This window comes from Mucilaginibacter endophyticus, from assembly GCF_003351025.1.
Lineage (GTDB): Bacteria > Bacteroidota > Bacteroidia > Sphingobacteriales > Sphingobacteriaceae > Mucilaginibacter > Mucilaginibacter endophyticus.
This window is the reverse complement of record NZ_QPCG01000003.1, coordinates 778275-799610: the sequence shown is the minus strand read 5'-3', so window position 1 is coordinate 799610 and position 21336 is coordinate 778275. Positions and strand designations below refer to the sequence as shown.

13 protein-coding genes are annotated in these 21336 nt (G+C 43.3%); 12 read left to right on the top strand and 1 reads right to left on the bottom strand.

Annotated features, from left to right (window positions below):
* Positions 1–440 precede the first annotated feature (440 nt).
* The 6 genes from DUL71_RS16580 (at position 441) to DUL71_RS16555 (ending at position 8411) form a co-directional block, all read left to right on the top strand.
* Complete coding sequence (locus tag DUL71_RS16580; RefSeq protein ID WP_425270979.1) at positions 441–761, top strand: BlaI/MecI/CopY family transcriptional regulator; 321 nt, start codon at positions 441–443, stop codon at positions 759–761.
* Positions 758–2959, top strand: a complete 2202-nt coding sequence (locus tag DUL71_RS16575) for a M56 family metallopeptidase (RefSeq protein WP_114939134.1) — start codon at positions 758–760, stop codon at positions 2957–2959. The genes DUL71_RS16580 and DUL71_RS16575 overlap by 4 nt, the downstream gene beginning before the upstream one ends.
* 136 nt (positions 2960–3095) lie before the next feature.
* The gene (locus tag DUL71_RS16570) at positions 3096–3374 is read left to right on the top strand and encodes a 2Fe-2S iron-sulfur cluster-binding protein (protein WP_114939133.1); all 279 of its coding nucleotides are present in this window, start codon (positions 3096–3098) and stop codon (positions 3372–3374) included.
* Positions 3375–3519: 145 nt separating this feature from the next.
* Complete coding sequence (locus DUL71_RS16565; RefSeq protein WP_114939132.1) at positions 3520–3903, top strand: BlaI/MecI/CopY family transcriptional regulator; 384 nt, start codon at positions 3520–3522, stop codon at positions 3901–3903.
* A gap of 24 nt (positions 3904–3927) precedes the next feature.
* Positions 3928–5862: a M56 family metallopeptidase gene (locus DUL71_RS16560; RefSeq protein ID WP_114939131.1), complete on the top strand. Its 1935-nt coding sequence runs from the start codon at positions 3928–3930 to the stop codon at positions 5860–5862.
* A gap of 107 nt (positions 5863–5969) precedes the next feature.
* Positions 5970–8411 (top strand): TonB-dependent receptor, encoded by a 2442-nt coding sequence (locus DUL71_RS16555; RefSeq protein WP_114939130.1) that lies wholly within the window; start codon positions 5970–5972, stop codon positions 8409–8411.
* A gap of 167 nt (positions 8412–8578) precedes the next feature.
* On the opposite strand, the gene DUL71_RS16550 is transcribed toward DUL71_RS16555, so the two are convergent.
* On the bottom strand, positions 8579–9166 hold the full coding sequence (locus DUL71_RS16550; protein WP_161964454.1) for a sigma-70 family RNA polymerase sigma factor: 588 nt from the start codon (positions 9164–9166) through the stop codon (positions 8579–8581).
* Positions 9167–9317: 151 nt separating this feature from the next.
* Between DUL71_RS16550 and DUL71_RS16545 the strand changes: the two genes are divergently transcribed.
* From DUL71_RS16545 to DUL71_RS16515, 6 genes are all read left to right on the top strand, one after another.
* On the top strand, positions 9318–10478 hold the full coding sequence (locus tag DUL71_RS16545) for a FecR family protein (RefSeq protein WP_114939128.1): 1161 nt from the start codon (positions 9318–9320) through the stop codon (positions 10476–10478).
* Positions 10479–10682: 204 nt separating this feature from the next.
* Positions 10683–13973, top strand: a complete 3291-nt coding sequence (locus tag DUL71_RS16540) for a TonB-dependent receptor (RefSeq protein ID WP_161964453.1) — start codon at positions 10683–10685, stop codon at positions 13971–13973.
* Positions 13974–14000: 27 nt separating this feature from the next.
* On the top strand, positions 14001–15467 hold the full coding sequence (locus DUL71_RS16535; RefSeq protein ID WP_161964452.1) for a RagB/SusD family nutrient uptake outer membrane protein: 1467 nt from the start codon (positions 14001–14003) through the stop codon (positions 15465–15467).
* Positions 15468–15866: 399 nt separating this feature from the next.
* Entirely contained in the window at positions 15867–18812 is a 2946-nt protein-coding gene (locus DUL71_RS16525; protein WP_114939124.1) for a discoidin domain-containing protein, read from the top strand.
* A 27-nt stretch (positions 18813–18839) separates the two neighbouring features.
* Positions 18840–19736 carry an AraC family transcriptional regulator gene (locus DUL71_RS16520; RefSeq protein WP_114939123.1) on the top strand — a complete coding sequence of 299 codons (897 nt, stop codon included), beginning with the start codon at positions 18840–18842 and terminating at the stop codon, positions 19734–19736.
* A gap of 13 nt (positions 19737–19749) precedes the next feature.
* On the top strand, positions 19750–21333 hold the full coding sequence (locus tag DUL71_RS16515; RefSeq protein ID WP_208645575.1) for a glycoside hydrolase family 43 protein: 1584 nt from the start codon (positions 19750–19752) through the stop codon (positions 21331–21333).
* The last annotated feature ends 3 nt before the right edge of the window (positions 21334–21336 follow it).

Here is a 21336-nt window from a genome sequence, read left to right as displayed (position 1 = left end):
TTCTACTCTGTTAACAGTAATAGCCCACCGTTAAACATAATCGTGAAAATCATAGCGCATATCGACTCACCCCGACATCGCTGCGCTCGCCACCCCTCTCTCCGCAAGCGTAAAGAGGGGATTTTAATTTGTTTTTTCTTACCCTCTTTATCCGAAGGATAGAGAGGGTGATCCAGTGTAGCGTAGACCGGGTGAGTCAACTATATAGCCTGCCATCTTTCGGCATAGTCTAATGATGGGCTATTACCTTGTTAAGGATATATACTTAAGTAAAATTCCCGCCCAAACACCTCTTATGTTTTTTTAATTAAAAATAACTATGAAAATAGTTTTGAAACTATGAAAATAGTTGTAAGTTTGTTTAACTAAATTATTAGTTTGATATGGTGGCTAAAGAACTTACAAGAGCGGAAGAACAGGTAATGCAAATATTGTGGCAATTGAATGAGGCAATGGTAAAGGAAATAATTGAGCAAATGCCCGATCCTAAACCTGCATATAATACAGTGTCAACTGTTGTGCGGGTAATGGAAGGCAAAGGTTTCGTTAACCATAAAGCATATGGAAATACACATGTTTATTTTCCGCTCATCAGTGAAGCGCAATACAAGAAATTCACTTTCGATAAGATGATGAATAACTACTTCAGCAATTCTTATAAAAGCCTGGTTTCTTTTATCGCTAATGAAAAAAAGCTGGATATCAGGCAGCTGGATGAACTAAGTGACTTATTGGAAGACCTTAAAAACAAAAAGAAATGAACTGGCTACACTACCTTGCGGAAGCGAACATTTATCTCTCAATTTTTTACATGGTTCAATGGTTGTTAATGAGGGGAGATACGCATTACCAGTTAAAGCGATTTTATATACTGTTCGGCTGTGTAGTGGCATACATACTACCTGTTTTGCAAGTTGGTGCACTAAGGCCTGCTCAGGAACTTCCGGTTACTAATTATATGGTTTATACCATACCAACTGAACCCGCAAAAATTCAACAGCCGCCAGTCTCAGTTTCATTCAAGGAGATCGCGATTCCTGCCAAAACTGGGCACATAATCGAAGAACCATTCACTTTTGAAGATGGAATTTGGTACGCCTATTTGGGTGGCGTTGGCATCGCTCTGGTCTTATTCCTGTTAAAAATGTTTACGTTGTTCAGGTTGGCCCGGAACAAACCGTACTCAAAAAACAGAAAATATAAAATAGTTTATTTGCCTGGCAGCGATGAAGCTTTTTCTTTCTTTAACTATCTTTTTATCGGAACCACTGCATCAGCATCCCAAATAATCATCAGGCATGAACTGGTACATATCAGGCAAAAACATTCGGCCGATATTATGTTGCTGGAGTTTTTTAAAATAATTAATTGGTTCAACCCCTTTTTGTACCTGCTGCAAAGCAGCCTGCGAACTTTACATGAGTATATAGCCGATGAACAAACCGCGTCTGAAACAACAGATAGGTTTGCGTACGCTACTTTTTTGCTAAATAATGCCTACGGCACCGGCGGACCGTCAATTACGCAATCGTTTTTCACCAATAACCTATTAAAAAAGAGGCTCATTATGCTAAACAAACAACGTTCAGGTAAATTAGCAAGGCTGAAGTACCTGGTCACTATCCCGGTGTGTTTATTGTTATTATGCTCATCAACACTTGTTTTTAGTAAAAACTATGGCTGGTTTGATCTTCATCCGGCAAAGAAAAAGATGACCGGGAGATATAATTCCAATCATCTTAACCATGGTGAACAAAAATTGCTGAAAGTAACACAAAATGGCGTAACTACCATAACTAATCAGCTTACTGTGAACCAGGCAAATGGACAAGTGCTTTATACTGCCAACTCAATTACAGAAGAAGAGAAATTATCGCTATCTAAAAAACAGCACATGAAAGTAGAGGTTGTTGAAGATAGCATAGTATTTACAACAACTGATGGTAGGCTGATGCTCCCGGTAGTAGGCGTAGACGGATACTATCAGATGGATCACTTTTTACACAAGCATATTAACTTCAATGCATCAAAAGACGAAAGGGGAGGCTTGGTTGAAGTTGGATTTGGACTTGATAATAACCGCCATATAACCGACGCAAAAATTGTTAAAAGTGGCGGCGCTAAATTGGATGCACTTGCTTTGGATGGATTTAAGTCATATAAAGGAATTGTGAATGATGACCCGGGGCGTAACTATAAAATAGTCGTTTATTTTTTTACGCACGATTATTCAATTTTTCAAACAGACTCGTTGAGTAATGATCCTGAATTTGCCGGAGAACTGATTATAACAAACTATAAATATCCTATTAGTATAACTAGCAAAGGATATGAGTACGATGAAAGCCCCGCCGGGCCTGGATATATTGTAAACGGTAAACCGCAGGGGAGGGTGATCATTTATGACAAAGATGGCGAGGGGCAATGGTATTATCAGAACAAATGTACTGCTGATGATTTCAGCCTGCTAAAAAATAAATATGGCTATACTTTTCCTTCGGCATCAACTTCTGTTATTCAATTTATGCATCCGGAAAATGTAAAGAAGAGCAAGCTTGCCTATATTTATGATGCTACATCTTATTTAGCAACGCCCTATTCCGGGCAATTTTATAATCATGTGATTGATAGTGTCGTTTATCCGGAGCAAGCTAAAAAAGCACTTAAAGGCGGCGTGGTTATTTTAGGTTTTAACTTAAATGGCAGCGGGATGATCAGTGATATTAAAGTTGAACAGGGTGGGGGTAATGGCTTTGACGAAGCGGCCGTAAATGCCCTCCAATCTTATAAATTGCCGGTTGCCGATGAGGCAGGCAGGCACAGCATAGCCATAGTGTTTTGTGTAGCCGAGAAGAAATATCGCCCATCGCTCAATGGATACCTGATGGCCGGAAAGTATGTTGGCGAACTGGCGGTACCCGATATGAAGCCGATGTTCAAGTTTGGGCGGAGTAATTAAGCACCACAGCCTCAGGCACAAAAAGGAAACGTTAATTGCAAGCGTTTCCTTTTTTTTATGCCTGTAATTTTGGGGTGATAGCATGGTTATATTGATACTGTAAACGGCTCGATATTGTTCCCTATATTGCATAATCATGGCAAATAACACTATCATGCTGACACTTTATCACCTGGGCGAAAGTCAAATGATCCAGATTGCTCCCGGGCGATATCACAGCCTGATGTCGTTGATAGCGGATCAGCTGGCAATTCCGGGGTTTGGGTTATGTTGTGGGATGGGAAGTTGCGGTACCTGTGTGGTGCAAATTACCTCTGCCGGGTCAAACATTAAGAGAAGCGTTTTGGCCTGCGGCATATTGGTGAACGATGAACTGGCAAATATGATAGTTTTAATACCCGATAAAATTTATTGAAATGGGAATGCACTGCAATATTAAAACTACCTCAATGTGGTTGATCCTCAGGTTTCTTGTATCTTAAATTTAAAACCTACGAAAAAATTCCTAACTAATATTTGTTTCGTACGAAAAGTTTTCTACCTTTGTTTGGGAGATAGATATGAACGCACCAAACAAACCGATAGAACCTACTAAATCTGAGCTCGAAATACTGCAGGTATTATGGGAGAAAGGCCCATTAACTGTACGTTCGGTAAATGATGAGTTGTTGAAACAAAAGGATGTAAACTATACCACAACCTTAAAGCTCATGCAGATCATGGCCGATAAAGGAATCCTAAAACGCGATGAAAGCCAGATGAAGCACATTTACAGCGTAGTGGAGGAGGAGCAGCAAACCAAGGCACACCTGCTGGATAAGTTTGTGGATACCATGTATAAAGGCTCGGCCGGTAAATTGGTGATGCAGCTATTGGGGAACAAGAAAACTTCGCAGGAGGAATTGCAGGAGATCAAAGATCTGCTCAAAAAACTGGAAGAATAGTTAAATTCAATAAACCAAACCGTTATGGATGTTACCATTGTAAAAGCATTGCCCGATTACCTGGTTAAAGCACTTTGCAGTACGCTGATCCAATCCTTGTGGCAGGGCGTGTTACTTGCGGCGTTAGCAGGTATCATTATAGTTTGCACCCGCCGCTCAAGCCCGGCCAGCAGGTATAATCTATTAATGGCAGGGCTGGCGGTTTTTGCCTGCACTGTAGCATTCACTTTTGTATACGAGATAAACCACGCAAAGGCGGTTCAGACTGTGATAACCGGTCAGCAGATCACAATCCATTCAAATGTTGCTGCGCAGCCTCAGGCCAGTCCCAAAGTAAGCGATTATAAAGCAGTCTCCGGCTTTTTAAATGGGCATTCCAATAGCATTGTTTTTATCTGGTTTTTGGTGGTGATGGCGCGCACCCTGCAGTTGATGACTGGTTTACAGAGCCTTTATTACCTGCGTCGCCGTCAAATACTGGCTGTAAGTCAGGACTGGGAAAGCCGGGTAAAACAGCTGGCTTTACAATTAGGTATTAAACGCCTGGTGGGTATTGCCGAATCCGGAATGGCTAAAGTGCCTATGGTGATAGGCCACCTAAAGCCGCTGATCTTGATTCCGGCAGGGCTGATGACTGCCATGCCCCCGGCAGAGATCGAAGCTATACTGGTGCACGAGTTGGCGCATATTCGCCGCCGCGATTATATCATGAACCTGCTGGTAAGTATGATGGAGGTTGTTTTCTTTTTTAACCCTGCTGTACTTTGGATAGCATCGCTCATCCGTGCCGAACGTGAAAACTGCTGCGATGATATGGTGGTTAGCCACACCGGTAATAAAGTCAATTATATTAAAGCGCTGGTAGCTTGCCAGGAATACCAGTTGGCCACGCCGGCTTACGCGATGGCGCTTAGTGGTGGCAAAAATCAACTGATGGGTCGTGTAAAGCGGATGCTTTCTGATAATAATCAATCGTTAAACGTAATGGAGCGGTCAATGTTGGCTGTTGCCCTGGTTGCTACAATCCTGCTCACTACGGCTTTTTCACATAAAGAAAACATAGATCAGCTGGTTAATAAGATGGTGCATGCCGGTAAAACGGCGCTGGTACCTCACAAGCTAACCAAACAGCCGGCAAACCCTGCAAAGTCCAAAACCATTGAAAAAAATTTACACGCAGTTTCACAGGTGGCAAGGGATACGTCCTATAAAACAGAGCTGGATACCTCACGGTTCAGGATCTACCGCCCCGATGAGGTAGGCGACCACACCTCCCTAACATTACCTAATGGCGGTGTGCAAACCCGGTTGCTCAAGATGGATGGTGTATTATACCAGGTAAACACGCTGAACGGTCGCGTTACATCCATGCAGGTTAATGGCAAAACTATCCGGCCGAATGAATATGCGCCTTATTTGCTTGTTGTTGATAAGGAAATGCAACACAAGCCGGTAGTTGTACCAGTGGCACAAGCAGCACAGGCCGCGCAGGTAGCACGACAGCCTGACCCTATAACCCCAATAAATACCAATGGGGCGGCCAGCAGTACAAACGGTCAGGTGGGCTTAAAAAAACTGAATGGAAACCTTGGCAGTCTTAAATCAACATTGGGTGCCTATGATGCAAGCAGTAAAGCTTATAATGCCACCGCCGCAAATTATAGTGCTGTCAATCCTTATCCGGCCAATTATAAAGCTTATCATGATGATTCCAACCGGGCAAAGCTGACCGACGATCTCATCACCGAAGGTATTATTCGTAGCAGCGATGAACTGACTTCATTTAAATTAAGCGACACAGAGTTTATTGTTAACGGTAAGAGAATGCCCGACAATATTTACCAGAAATTTAAGAAAGCATACGTAAAGCAACCCGAAAAAGGCAAGCAGGGAAGCTGGAGCTGGATGTTCAACTATACTGAACAAACAGAATCAGACACCGGCGACCATTCGCAATAATCAACAAATTTAATATCAACTTAATTGATTGTGCCCAAAAGCATGAACAGGATAGCTATTGCCATAAACGAACAAATGATCGGCATTTAAACTTAACCATATACCTTATGATGAAAATAAAAATTGCGGCTTTTTTAGTCGCCTGGATAACTATTGTCCCAACTTTTGCATCGGCTCAAAATATCGCCGTTAACCTTAGCGGTAAAGTAACGGGCGCGGATAATAAGCCTTTGGATGGCGCGGCGATTTACCTGCTCAATGGCCGGGATTCGGCATTGGTTAAAACCGCGCTTGCCGATGCTTCAGGAGCTTACAGTTTTAAAGTAAAGCCAGGGGTTTATAAGTTATCGGTTACCATGATGGGGTATAAACGATATCAATCGGGCATATTGCAATTGGAACAGGATAAGGCAATGGAGCCAATTATTTTGCAGATGGCTGGTACAGCGCTTAAAGAGGTGAGTGTAAGCGCGCAAAGGCCTTTTGTGCAGCAAAAGATAGACCGGACAATCATCAGCCCGGAAGCATTGATCAGCAACAGCGGCAGCACCGCGCTTGAGGTATTGGAAAAAGCGCCCGGCGTTATCGTTGATCAAAATGCTGCTATAAGCTTACAAGGTAAGGGCGTGACCATTTTCATAGATGATAAGCCCACCTATCTGTCAGGACAAGACCTGGAAAATTATCTCAGATCGTTAACTGCTGCTGCTATCGACCAGATTGAGCTCATGCCTAATCCACCTGCAAAATATGATGCCTCCGGTAATGGCGGGGTGATTAACATCCGCACCAGGAAAAATAAGGTTAAAGGCTTTAATGGCAGCTTAAACCTCAATTATACGCAGGGGCGCTACGCTAAAACCAACAACAGTCTTAATTTTAATTACCGTAATAACCGGGTAAACATATTCGGTAATTTGAGCTACAATAAAGGCAACGGTTTCAGCGATCTGAATATCAACCGTCACTTTGAAAATGCACAGGGGGATATTACCTCTAACTTTCTCCAAAACTCCTTCATCAGACGTAAGAGCGATAATTATTTCGCTAAGATAGGCGTGGATTATTATATCTCGGATAAAAGCACATTCGGTATTAACCTTACCGGAATTTACAATCCATACAATACCAAAACCCCGGTAACCAGTCAGTTTTCAAATGCGGCTAATCAGCCCGACTCTACCATTATCGCCCATAACCAGGAACACGGTACCTTTAGAAATGGAGGTGCTAACCTAAACTACCGCCACCAGTTTGATAAAAACGGACATGAGTTTTCTGCAGATCTTGATTATCTCGATTACTACACCAACAATAACCAATTATTTAACAACAGCAGCTTTCTGCCCGATGGCACGCTTGTTGGCAACGAGATCCTGACAGGGATGCTGCCTGCGCATATCCACATCTATTCGGCCAAGACTGATTACGATCACCCGTTAAAAAATGGTCTGAAGCTTTCAACCGGTTTAAAGTCAAGCTATACCCATACCGATAACATTGCCGATTACTTTTATTCTACAGGGGGCAGCATGACTCCGGATTACGGGAAAACCAATCATTTTATCTACAAAGAAAATATCAACGCGGCTTATATCAATGCAACCAAGGATTATAAGCAACTGTCGGTACAGGCAGGCCTCCGTTTAGAAAATACCATATCAAACGGGCATCAATTAGGCAATGCGCAAAAGCCGGATTCGGCCTTTAAACGTAATTATACGAACCTGTTCCCCACTATTTATCTGCAATACAAGCTGGATACCGCCAACCGGAATCAATTGAGCCTGAACTATGGCCGCCGTATAGATCGTCCTTATTACCAGGATCTCAATCCATTTCTTTCACCGCTTGATAAGTTTACCTACTATACAGGTAACCCTTTTTTAAGGCCCACATTTACCGATAATTTTGAGTTGTCGCATACCTATAAAAGCAAGTTCACTACTACCTTAAGCTACAGCCGATCAAGGGATGATGTAGAAGAAACCATTGAAATTGTCGATGGCATTTACTACAGCCGTCCCGGTAACATTGGCACCTATACGGTCAAAACACTGTCTTTTGATGGCACATTTGATCCTGCCAAATGGTTTAACTTCCACATTAGCGGAAGGGTATCTCAAATCCATTCGGTAAGTAATTTTTATACCGGTTTGCTGGATAGCAAGGGCACTTATTTCTTCGTCAGGCCCATTCTTACCTTTAAATTGCCTGAGGATTGGACTGCCCAACTTGATGGCGGTTACCAAAGCAAGGTAACCAGCGCCCAGTTTGTAAGTGGCAGCAGGGGTAAGGTAAATGCGGCTGTATCCAAAAAACTTTCGCCTAAAACAACGCTTAAACTGGTGGTAAATGATATTTTTTACACATTTAAAAACACCGGCGTAATCAATAACTTAAATCAAACCCAGGCCAACTGGCGTAACCTGAATGACACCCGCACCGGGGTACTATCACTTAGCTACCGTTTTGGGAAAGCTATATCCGGCCAGCGGCAACATGACGCCAATGGGGCGGAAAGTGAGCAGAACAGGGTGAAAAATTAGTTTTTTTATGGCTAACAAGAGCTTTGAACCTGTTTGTAAGCGCGTTGTAATTCGTCCGGAATTTTCAATTATTTTATCAATTGGTTTGAAGCAGTCCCCCGTCTCTACTTAATGTGTTTGGGCGGATGCTTTCCCGGAGGCTTTATTGCGATTATCAATTCGTTTTCTCAGCGCAGGAAAAACGACAGGGCTATCATCACTATGGATGCTATATTTTTGAATGCCAGCCTTAGATGCCTCAATGCAATAGTGAGTTGATTTTCGACGGTTTTTTTGGAGATGCCTAAACGATCGGCGATGTCCTGGTTTGATAAATGTTCAATACGGCTTAAGTTGAAGATCTCGTGGCAGCGCTCGGGTAATTGATTAAGGTATTTATCCAGTTCGTTTTTTAACTCAAAGTCCTGCAACCGGGTCTCCCCCGTATTTAACTCCGACAAATTATCATTCTCTATCAGATCTGCCTTATATACCAGGGATAGCTTTGCGGTTTTAGAACGGCTGTATAACTGGTAGCGCATCGCCGTTAACAAAAAGTTAGAGAATTTATTTATTTCAAGTTCTTTGCGCCTGTTCCAGATACTCAGGAAAATATCGTGAACTATTTCAAGACTGCTTTCTTCGTCATTTAACTGACGAAAAGCGATTTTGTACATCCTTACCCAATAGCGATTAAAGAGTATATCAAACGCCACGCCGTCATCATTACGAATGTCGTTCCACAAATCAGAATCGCTCTTTAAGGCCTTAAACATACAATTGGTTTTATAAAAGTATAGAAAAGTAATTATATGTCTCCCAAACATTAAAAAAACAATAATTCTTTTACAATCCTATGGGTGTAGCCTCCCGAAATGTATACTATATAAGTACAGGCCTGTTACTAAAGCTATATACTAACCATATATGATCACCAAAGAAGAGTTTCTCATTCTGTATAAAAAGAATCTGGCGGGAGAATGTACGCCTGAAGAAAAACAGTTATTGGAATCATACCAGGATGATATTGTAATGCCTGATAGCAAATGGGAGGCTGATTTGGGCGAAAAAAAACGCCTTCATCGTATCCTTAAGGCAAAGCTGGACGAAAGCATACCCGAAAAATATTCTCCGGTTTCGTCTGGCCGCTATATATGGCTGAGGGCTGCCGCCGCGGTAGTAATTCTGTTCACAATCGGAATTTTGATCTGGCGGGCACAATTGCCTTCAGCTCCCAAACAATCCGATGCGATAGCTTTATCACCTCAAAAAATCCTGCCCGGTGGTAATAAGGCCTATTTAACAATGGCTAATGGTAAAGTAATTACACTTAACGGGCTTAAAAACGGAATGCTTGGTTCACAAACAGGCGTAAACATCAATAAAGTAAAGGACGGCGTACTGTCTTACAAAAAACAAGAGAATGGCGCAAAGGACGAAACCCGGGAACTGGCTTACAATACCATCAATATTCCGAGGGGTGGGCAATACCAACTGGAATTGTCAGATGGTACCAAAGTTTGGTTAAACTCGGCCTCTGTTTTAAAGTACCCGGCTGCTTTTACAGGTAACCAACGCAAAGTTGAACTTTCGGGCGAAGCTTATTTTGAGGTAGCAAAAGATCGTACCAAGCCTTTTGTTGTAAGCGTTGACGGCATGGCCGTACAGGTTTTGGGCACGCATTTTAACGTGATGGCTTACAGCGATGAAAAATTGATCAAAACCACATTGCTGGAAGGTTCGGTAAAATTAATCGGTAATAACAGGCAGGCGTTGTTAAAACCCGGCCAGCAGGGCGCATTTAATAACCAGCAGTCTGAGTTTAATGTGAACGATGTAGATGTTGATGATGCGGTGGCCTGGAAAAACGGCTTTTTCGCTTTCAATAATGAAGATATTCAAACTATTATGAAACGAATTTCAAGGTGGTATGATGTAGATGTCGTATTCCCTGAAAAATTCAGAAGAAAGAATTTTGGAGGAACCGTGTCAAGGTTTAAAGATGTTTCGGAGGTTTTAAATGCCCTGGAACTTACCGGCTCAGTTCATTTCAAAACAGAAGGAAGGAGGATAACAGTGATGCCATAATTACATTTATTCATCATGTTATCTTAAAAAACTAACCAGGGGAAGTCGAGCGCCCCCGGTCAGTATGCCAAACGGCTTTTGAGGTAACATAACCAATCGTTAGCAACAACCAATTATTCATTAACCTCAAATCAAATGTATAAAATTATTAATGCATTTCTATGCATGCGGCATTCCCGCGCACTTTTTAAACCGCTGCTGATCATGAAACTCATCATCATATTATTGACTGCCTCCATTTTACAGGTTAGCGCGGCTACCTATGCGCAGCAGATCAATATCAACGTTAAGGAGACATCGTTACAGCAGGTTTTTAAGAAATTAAGAAAACAAAGCGGCTACAATTTTTTGTATGACAGCGATATGCTCAACAATGCCCGCCCGGTAAGCTTAAACCTGAGCCACGCCAGTTTAGATGATGTACTTAAAGCATGTTTTGCGGGGCAACCACTAACTTATGTTATCAACCAAAATACGGTAATAGTAAGGCCTCGGCCCCAACCTGTTGCAGATGCAGTACAGGATGTTACCGTGAAAGGTACAGTGGTTGATGACAAGGGCCTGCCTTTACCTGGTGTTAGCGTTAAAATAAAAGGAACAAATACAGGCGCGGTAACCGATGTATCGGGCAATTACACCGTTAAGCTGCCTACAGGAAACGAAACGCTGGTGTTCACTTTTATCGGTTACGCTCCCCAGGAGATAGCTGTAGCCGGTCGTACACAATTGAATGTTACCCTAAAAGAAGCACAATCGGCATTAAATGAAGTAGTTGTGGTGGGTTACGGTACCCAGAAAAGAGCCGACGTAAACGGCGCGATTTCATCTGTGGGTGCAAGTAAATTAAAAGATCAGCCTGTAACCAACCTGCAGGGCGCTTTGGAGGGTAAAACATCAGGCGTACAAATTATCCAGAATTCAGGATCACCTGGTGCAACGGCACAAGTGCGTATCCGCGGGTTAACTTCTTTAAGTAATTCCGATCCGCTATATGTAGTTGATGGTATTCCGCTGGCCTCAAATGATATCAACATTATCGATCCAAGCAATATCGAGTCTATCGACATTCTGAAAGATGCTTCGGCGCAGGCTATTTATGGTTCGCGCGGTGCCAACGGTGTAGTATTGATCAAAACTAAAAGAGGTAAAAAAGATAACTCTGTTATTTCTTTTGATACATACCAGGGTATGTCGCAGGTGCGTAAAACGCTTGATATGTTAAGCGCTTCTGATTATGCTATGCTTAATAATGAAGCTTATAAAAACGCAGGCCAAAACCTGCAATTGCCAACCGATTTAACCGCATCATCACCAACTACCGACTGGCAGAAGGCCTTGTTCAGGACTGCTTATATGCAAAACTATAATGTGGCATTAAGCGGCGGAAGTCAAAATGTTACTTATCGTGTTAGCGGTGGTTATTTAAAACAGCAAGGCACTATTCTCGGTTCGGATTATAACCGGCTAAACCTGTCAAACAACCTGGTTTTCACGCCAAAATCAAACCTGGAATTTGGCGAAAGCTTTGCCCTGAATAAATCATTGACACATAATGTGCAAACCGACTATAATGGCAACTTAATTAACGATGCCTTTGCAGAAGACCCTACCATACCTGTTAAAAACGCCGATGGAAGTTATAGCGCCACTAAGTATTCGGATATTGTAAACCCGCTGGCTAAAGTTTATTATTTATATAACAACCGTGCGTATAACCAGTGGGGATTGTTAGGTAACACCTATTTGCAATACAAACCAATAAAGGGTTTAACCCTCAAATCATCATACAGTATCGACCTTAAGTTTACTGATAACAAACAGTTTACCCCAACTTATGATGTAGCCCCTAACTTCAGAAATCCCAATCCTTCGCTGTATCAGCAAAAAGACCAGACCAACCACTGGACCTGGGATAATACTGCTACCTATGACTTTACTTTGGGTAAAGATCACCATTTTGATGTACTGGCAGGCGTATCAGAAGAAAGGTTTACTTATAACAATGTGTACGGACAAAACCAGGGGCAGCCGGGTAATGATCCATTTCTGCAATACCTGGATGCGGGTATCAGCAACCCGGTAACCGGCGGCAGCCAGCAACAATGGGATCTGTTATCATATATCGGGCGTATCAACTACAATTTTCAGAATAAGTATTATTTAACGGCTACATTACGTCGTGACGGTTCATCTAAATTTGGTGCTAATAACCAGTTTGGCAACTTTCCGTCGGTGGCTTTGGGCTGGAACCTTACTAATGAGTCTTTCTTTCCTAAAAATAACGCGCTTAGCTATTTAAAGCTTCGCGGAAGCTGGGGTAAGCTGGGCAATCAATCGGTATTAGGTTATTATGATTACGCTGCCAATATCAATACCGGTTATTACGCCATTGGTTTGCCTGCAACAGCGCAACCAACTGCCGGCCCTAACGGCTTGCCAAACCCTGATATCCGTTGGGAGCAAACCAAACAGTGGAACGCAGGTTTTGATTACCAGTTATTCAACGGCAAGATCACCGGCTCTTTTGATTATTATGAAAAAACTGCCGAGGATATGTTGCTGGTGCTGAATATCCCGTCGGTATCCGGTTTTACCCAAAGCCCGCGCGAGAATGCCGGTTCAATGAAAAACTCAGGTTTTGAGTTTTCGGCAGATTACAATACCGAAATAACAAAAGATCTGCATTTTAATGCAGGGTTGCATTTTGCAACAGTAAAAAATAATGTATTAAGCCTTGAACAAACCGGCGAAAAGATCTACAGTGGTAACATCAAACCCGGCCAAACAGAGTTAACAGAAGTTGGGCATCCTATTGCTTCGTTTTATGGTTACGTGGCTGATGGTATTTTCCAAACCCCTGCAGATGTGGCTAACCACGCTAAGCAGGAAACCGGCACAGCTCCCGGCGATATCAGGTTTAAAGATCTTAATGGCGATGGCGTAGTTGATCAGAATGATCAAACCTTCCTGGGGTCTCCAATTCCTAAACTGACTTATGGCTTTAACTTTGGTGCAAGCTATAAAGGCTTTGACTTAAATCTGTCTTTCTCTGGCGTGTATGGAAATAAGCTGCTTGCCGCCTATAAATATTATACAGATGGTTTCTTTATTTCCAACTACAACATGGAGAAGGAAGCATTGGGCAGGTGGACCGGCCCCGGAACCAGCAACACGCTGCCACGCTTAACCGCAAGCGATCCAAATAATAACTCGCGTGTTTCAAGTTTCTACCTGCAAAGCGGTTCGTACCTGCGCTTGCAAAACCTCACTTTCGGTTACACACTTCCGCAAAAGTTTTTAGAACGGTCAAAGATCAAATCATTACGGTTTTACTTCTCTGCTCAAAACCTGCTGACTTTCACCAAGTATACGGGATATGATCCGGAGATAGGTCAGCAATACAGCGGTGCCGGCGGTAACCTGGATATGGGCATTGATAATGGTAACTATCCGCAAAGCAGAACGCTTTCGCTGGGTGCTAATCTATCTTTTTAACCGATGTACAATTTAAAAGTTATTATCATGAAATCTAAATATATGGTCCTTGGGGCAATGCTGTTAGTAGCCGGCTTTACAGGATGTAAGAAATTTTTGAACGAAACCCCAACCGCGCACCAGTCAACCTCAAGTTTTTATCAAACCAGTGATGATGCTGTAAGAGCAGTTACTGATGCTTACAGGATGTTAAAAGACCAGGCTTACGGAGGCTATTCTCCTTCATCATTTGGCGATATTATGTCAGATGATGCCAATAAAGGCGGCGGTGGCGCATCGGATCAGGGCTTGATTCAACAACTCAAGATCTTTACTGCAAAGGCCGATAACGGTTATGTTTACAACGCCTGGAGGGATAATTTTAAAGGTATATACCTTGCAAACCTTGTTTTACAAAAAGTACCGGCTATTTCAATGGATGATAAATTGAAGACCCAGGTGCTTGGCGAAGCACAGTTTTTACGCGGATATTTTTACCTGCAGTTGGTGAGATTATTCGGAAGGGTGCCTTTGGTTACAACACCATTGGAAAATGGTGACTTTAACGTAAAGCAATCTACAGCCGATCAAATCTTCGCGCAGATTGAAACCGATGCCAATGCAGCAATGGCAGCGTTGCCAAACAAAACAGATCAGGCTGCAAGCGACCGTGGCAGGGCAACCAAAGGCGCCGCCCAGGCATTGTTGCTGGAAACATATATGTGGGAAAAGAAATGGTCACAGGCGCAGCAACTGGGCGATCAGATCATCACTTCAGGTCAGTACACATTGGCTCCTGATGTAACCCAGATCTGGACCCTGGCCGGCGAATTTGGCCCGGAATCGATATTTGAAGTAAACAATGAAAACATTCCGGGTAAGGGAGTTGGTAACCTGTTGAATTTGTTTGATGCTCCAAGAAACACCTGGGGATATGGCTTTACCGTTCCGTCCGAATCGCTTGTAAAGGAGTTTGAAAGCGGCGATCCAAGGTTAAATGCTACCGCGATATTTAATAACGAGAAAATGCCCGACGGTACCATAGCTAATACATCAACCAGCGAAACAGGCTACTGGAACAGGAAATACTGGCTGGCCACCAACGAGATCCCGACCAACAATGGCGGTGGCGCCGGCGATGGCCCAACCAATGATCGTGTTTACGGCTTAGCGCAGGTAATGCTCTGGACTGCTGAAGCGGCTTTCCAAAACGGCAATGCAGCTCACGCTACCGACTTGGTTAACCAGATCAGGGCGAGGGCCAGAAAAAGTGGTGGGAATACAGATACCTCTATTTTGCCTGCTTACGGAACTGCAACCCTAGCTAATATTTATCATGAAATGCGTGTTGAAACTGCCCTGGGCGAACACCGCAGATTTTATGAATTGGTAAGGACCGGCCGTGCGGCTGCCTTGCTTCCTGGTTTCAAGGTAGGCATCAACGAACATGTGCCTATCCCGTTAACTGAAATCCAGTTAAGTGGTGGCGTGTTAACGCAAAATCCGGGGTATTAAATATAGCTTGGTGTGATGTGGTAAGCCTCATCACACCAAATTATACGTTTGTCATTTCGAACGAACCAAGGGATGGATTAAGCGTAGGAGGTGAGGAGAAATTTTCTAAAAGCTGACTTTCAATTATGGGTGTAGAAGATTTCTCCTCGCGCCCTGCGTTTCCCAGCGCGGCTCGTTCGAATTGACATCGTATGTAATTAGAAAGATTATTCATCGCGACTGAAATTATTTTCTTTTCATGTAGGGTAAGGCCCAATTCAATGTACATATAGGCGATAACTAACTAAATTATTGCTTAAAACATGCTTGTAACCAAAGGCCTTTAATGGAGGTGCCTGCTATAGATTTAACCATACTGGCTTTAGGCACGGAGTTCAACCTAAATTAATTAAAAACTTAATGATTAAACGCATCACACTATCACGACTTTTAATTGTCATTCTTACATGTTTTTATTCGGCCGCCGGGGCGCAAAGCAATGAGGTATCGCTCAATAGTTCAGCTGGTCAGCAATGGAAGGTAAAGCCCCAGGCCGACGTAACCGATGCATCGAAAATTAAAGATGCCGGTTATAATGCCGAAAGCTGGGTTACCGCCATTGTGCCCGGTACCACGTTTGCCTCATATGTTGCTGCCGGTTTAGAGAAAGACCCAAACTTTGGCGATAATATTTATAAGGTTGATAAAGCAAAATATGATCGCAGTTTTTGGTACCGTACCGAGTTTAGCATACCGGCAAATTATACTAAAAAAACAACCTGGCTCAATTTCAGGGGCGTTAACCGTAAAGCCGATATCTACCTTAACGGGACGCTGTTGGGTACGCTTGATGGTTTTATGCAGCGTGGCCATTTTGATATCAGCGCGTTAATAAATCGTAAAGGTAAAAATGTGCTTACCGCTTTGGTTTATATACCAAAACAACCATTGGCCAACGTGGGCAGCCCCAATTATGTATCAAGCGCCGGCTGGGACTGGATGCCGTATGTACCGGGTCTTAACTCGGGTATTACTGATAATGTTTACCTGAGCAATACGGGCGATGTAACTATTAAAGATCCATGGATCCGTGCTAACCTGCCCACAAATGCCCGCGCCGACCTGTCAATTGCTCTTGAGGTTAAAAATAATGCTTCAAGCTCACAGGCGGCTATCATCAAAGGCGTGATAACACCCGGTAATATTGAGTTCCAGAAAAAGGTTTATGTTGATGCCAATGGCACTACTGATGTTAAGCTAAACAAACGCGATTTTGAACAGCTGATGATCAACAGCCCTAAACTTTGGTGGCCAAATGGCTATGGTGAACCTAATCTGTATAACTGCAAGTTGAGTGTTAGTATAGGCGATGAAGTATCGGATGTACAGAATATCAAATTTGGTATTAAGCGGTATAGCTATGATACCATAGGCCATGTGCTGCATTTGGCTATCAATGGCACCAAGGTATTTATAAAGGGAGGCGACTGGGGCATGAGCGAATACCTGTTGCGTTGCCGTGGTGCAGAGTATGACTATAAGGTGAAGCTACACAAGGAGATGAACTTTAATATGATCCGTAATTGGATTGGTTCGACAACTGATGAAGAGTTTTATGAAGCCTGTGATAAATATGGCATCATGGTTTGGGACGATTTCTGGCTCAATGCCAATCCTAATCTCCCTGCTGATATTACTACATTTAATGCTAACGCGATTGAAAAAATTAAGCGTTTCAGGAACCACCCCTCAATTGCCGTTTGGTGTGCCGATAACGAGGGCTGGCCGGAGCAACCATTAAGCGCATGGCTTAAAGAAGATCTTTCAACTTTTGATGGCGGCGACCGCTGGTATCAACCCAATTCGCATGCCGAAAACCTTACCGGCAGTGGTCCGTGGGATGCCAAAGACCCGCGTTATTATTTTACGGCTTACCCAACCGGTTTAGGGGGCAACAAAGGCTGGGGTTTACGTACCGAACTGGGCACAGCCGTGTTTGTGAATTTTGAAAGCTTCAAAAAGTTTATGCCGAAAGAAAACTGGTGGCCGCGTAATGAGATGTGGGACCAGCACTTTTTTGGTCCGCGGGCATTTAACGCCGGGCCTGATACCTACGAAGCCAGCATCACCAATGGTTATGGCGCATCAAAAGGTATTGAGGATTTTTGCCGAAAAGCCCAGTTTGTAAGCCTGGAAAGTAATAAAGCCATGTATGAAGGCTGGCAGGATGCCATGGGCGAAGACGCATCGGGTATCATGACTTGGATGAGCCAGTCGGCATACCCATCAATGGTATGGCAAACTTATGATTATTACTATGATCTTACCGGCGCGTACTGGGGTGTAAAAAAGGCTTGTGAGCCGGTGCATATCCAATGGAACCCTGTAACCAATGCCATCAAAGTAATCAACACCACCCGTAAGGATGTTGATGGCTTAACCGCCAGTGCCGATGTTTACAATCTGGATGGCACGCTGGTAAAACAGTACAGCCAGTCAAAAATAATTGATGCTCCTGCCAATAGTTCGGGTGTTGCTTTTGATCTGAAATTTAACCAGTATAAGGCCGATCTTGCTAAAAACAAAAAAGTGGTGAGCTCATCATCAACCAATGGCGATGCAACTGCAATAAACGACGGTAATCCTGGTACGCGCTGGGCAAGCCGTTACAGCGATGGTGAGTGGGTTTATATCGATCTGGGTAAGGAAGAGGTGGTAAATGGTGTTGGCCTGAGCTGGGAAGATGCCTATGCAAAAGCTTTCAAAATCCAGGTATCAACCGATGCCAGCCACTGGCACGATGTTTATAGCACTGATGATGGCAGGCAGGGCGAGCAAAAGATCATGTTTCCGGAAGTGACCGCGCGTTATGTAAAAATGCAGGGCGTTGAACGTGCTACGTACTGGGGCTATTCGCTTTACAATTTTGAAGTTTACCAGGGCGATGTAGCAAGCGAAGGTCTTTCGGATGTGCACTTTATCAAGTTAAAACTTAGCGATAATACGGGCAAACCGGTGTCCGATAATTTTTACTGGAGAGGTAACAAACGTAAGGATTACACCGCGCTGAATACCTTGCCAAAGGTTGATTTGAAAACCGGTTATAAAACTGTTAAAGCTGATGGTAAATATTACATCACGGCCCAGGTAACTAATCCTGCATCATCAAAGGCTGTAGCTTTCGGCATCAGGGTGCAGGCAATAAGGGCATCTAACGGCGAACAAATTTTGCCGGCTATTATGAGCGATAATTATTTCACGTTGTTGAAAGGCGAAACCAAAACAGTTAAAATTGAATTTGATGCTGCCGCTTTGGGTAACGATGGTATAAAGCTGATAGCCGAACCTTATAACAATACCAAATAAACGGAATGCTGTTTAACCTGTTGAAGAATGGAAATTGCAGCGAAAGGAAAGAAGGTAAAGGGCCACACACTGGTGGTGTTGCCTGCGCATATCAAACAACAGGTTGCCGACAACCCCATGAACAGGAATATGTTATTAACCGCCGCCGGGTATTTCCCCCGGGCGGTTAATAACTCCCCTGGGCGAAGATCGGGCAGTAATGATTATACATTGATCTATTGCACGGAGGGCACCGGAACAATTAACCTTAAAGACAAAGAATATGAATTGCGGTCGAATGATTTTATAATCATTCCTCCCAAAACGCCATACCGGTATGAAAGTTCGGCTGCCGATCCCTGGAGTATATATTGGGTAAATTTTAAAGGGGAACTGGCGGCCGGACTTTATAACCGCTCACTTTTAAACGGGCGACAGAGGGTTCATTGGGTACCTTATGATGAAAATCGCATCAAAGTTTTTGATGAGATCTGCCGCATTTCCGAACAAGGATATGATCAGCGGGAGATAGAGAAAATGAATTTTTACTTATTGCATTTCATTACTTCGCTGGTTTATCATGAAGAAAAGGAACAAATTGAGCGCGATGCGGATGCCATCAGCAAATCCATCGTCTTCATGAGAAACAACATCGGTCAAAAATATGAGGTAAAAGAACTGGCTGCCCAGCAGGGTTTGCCGCCAGCCTATTATTCGGCGCGGTTTAAAAAGGAGACGGGCATGTCGCCCATAAAATATTTTAATAAGCTTAAGATCCAGAAGGCGGCCGGGTACCTGAGTTTTGACAATCGTAATATCAAAAGCATTTGCGCCGACCTGGGCTTTGACGATCAATATTATTTTTCGAGGTTATTTACCCAGATAAACGGCCTATCACCATCAAAATACAGGCAGAAGTTTCGTAAACATAACGATATTGCCTAACAGTATAAACCATATGATAAGAAACCTGCTAACAGGAATAGCTGTTTTATTTTTGATGCTGACCAGCGCTAATAATCAACTTCATGCACAACAAAGGCATCCCGGTGCCTGGGGCGATCAGTTCAACGGAACCTATAAAAATCCCATTATTAACGCCGACTACTCCGACCCAGATGTAATTAGGGTTGGAGGTAGTTTCTATATGATTTGTTCCGATTTTCATTTTATGGGGATGCCTGTACTGCAGTCAACTGATCTGGTGAACTGGAGAATTATAGGGCAAGTGTATAACAGGTTAGATCTTGACCCAAAGTACAACACTATGGAAAAATATGGCGCAGGTAGTTGGGCGCCATCGCTCCGTTATCATAACGGTAAGTTTTATGTTTATTTCTGTACACCTGATGAAGGCCTTTATATGAGCTCCACTACCAATCCGGCAGGCAAATGGAGCCCGCTCACAGAAGTAAAACGAACAGGCGGCTGGGAAGATCCATGTCCGTTTTGGGATACCGACGGGCAGGCTTACCTGGGGCATAGCCGTTTAGGGGCGGGCCCTATCATTATACATAAAATGAGTGCCGACGGAAAACACCTGCTTGATTCGGGTAAAACCGTTTATGAGGGCCCGGTTGCCGAGGGAACCAAGATTTATAAGCGAAACGGGTATTACTATATCATTATTCCTGAGGGAGGGGTAGGTACCGGCTATGAAACTGCATTACGCAGTAAAAGCATTTATGGTCCTTACGAACGGAAGATTGTTTTAGAGCAGGGGAAAACCAATATCAATGGCCCGCACCAAGGTGGAATAGTTGAACTGGATAATGGTGAGGCATGGTTTATCCATTTTCAGGATGCAGGCGCTATCGGCCGCGTTTGCCACCTTGAACCCGTAAAATGGCAAAACGACTGGCCGTTTATAGGTATTGATAACGACGGCAATGGTATCGGGGAACCGGTAAGTACGTATCCTAAACCGAAGGTTAACAAGTTTCCTGTCAAAACTGGTTTACAGACTTCTGATCAGTTTAATAAAACAACGCTGGGCCTGCAATGGCAATGGAACCATAATCCGGTAAATGATAAGTGGTCGCTGAAAGCTCATAAAGGATACTTAGCACTTACGGCTATGCAGGCCACTAATAATAAATACGCCAGGAACACCATAACCCAAAAGCTTATGGGCCGAAACGGAATGATAACCACGACATTAAATGCCGACCAGTTGACGCCGGGGCAAAAAGCCGGTTTGTGCTTGCTGGGCAATTACATTCATGAAATAGGTTTGATTAAAACAGATACCGGTTTAAATGTTTACGCAGATAATAATGGTAAGTTCCAACAGGGAATTACCATTGGGCAGAAGACAGTTTTTCTTCGCCTGGTTATCAATCTTGATCATACCACGGTAATGCAATATAGTTTGGACGGTAAAATATTTACCCAGTTAGGCGAGGCGTGCACGCTATCAAATTATAACTATTGGAAAGCGGTAAGGCCGGGGCTGTTTTCGTACAATACTAAACAACCTGGCGGTACGGCTTTATTTGATTGGTTTAGTTATTTACATGACGGACCGGAGGGCGGATTATAAAAA

What these genes read in the sequence shown, in the direction of transcription:
- DUL71_RS16575 (WP_114939134.1), top strand. Translation starts at nt 758, where the DNA reads ATGAACTGGCTACACTACCTTGCGGAAGCGAACATTTATCTCTCAATT.
- DUL71_RS16570 (WP_114939133.1), top strand. Translation starts at nt 3,096, where the DNA reads ATGGCAAATAACACTATCATGCTGACACTTTATCACCTGGGCGAAAGT.
- DUL71_RS16565 (WP_114939132.1), top strand. Translation starts at nt 3,520, where the DNA reads ATGAACGCACCAAACAAACCGATAGAACCTACTAAATCTGAGCTCGAA.
- DUL71_RS16560 (WP_114939131.1), top strand. Translation starts at nt 3,928, where the DNA reads ATGGATGTTACCATTGTAAAAGCATTGCCCGATTACCTGGTTAAAGCA.
- DUL71_RS16555 (WP_114939130.1), top strand. Translation starts at nt 5,970, where the DNA reads ATGATGAAAATAAAAATTGCGGCTTTTTTAGTCGCCTGGATAACTATT.
- DUL71_RS16550 (WP_161964454.1), bottom strand. Translation starts at nt 9,166, where the DNA reads ATGTTTAAGGCCTTAAAGAGCGATTCTGATTTGTGGAACGACATTCGT.
- DUL71_RS16545 (WP_114939128.1), top strand. Translation starts at nt 9,318, where the DNA reads ATGATCACCAAAGAAGAGTTTCTCATTCTGTATAAAAAGAATCTGGCG.
- DUL71_RS16540 (WP_161964453.1), top strand. Translation starts at nt 10,683, where the DNA reads ATGAAACTCATCATCATATTATTGACTGCCTCCATTTTACAGGTTAGC.
- DUL71_RS16535 (WP_161964452.1), top strand. Translation starts at nt 14,001, where the DNA reads ATGAAATCTAAATATATGGTCCTTGGGGCAATGCTGTTAGTAGCCGGC.
- DUL71_RS16525 (WP_114939124.1), top strand. Translation starts at nt 15,867, where the DNA reads ATGATTAAACGCATCACACTATCACGACTTTTAATTGTCATTCTTACA.
- DUL71_RS16520 (WP_114939123.1), top strand. Translation starts at nt 18,840, where the DNA reads ATGGAAATTGCAGCGAAAGGAAAGAAGGTAAAGGGCCACACACTGGTG.
- DUL71_RS16515 (WP_208645575.1), top strand. Translation starts at nt 19,750, where the DNA reads ATGATAAGAAACCTGCTAACAGGAATAGCTGTTTTATTTTTGATGCTG.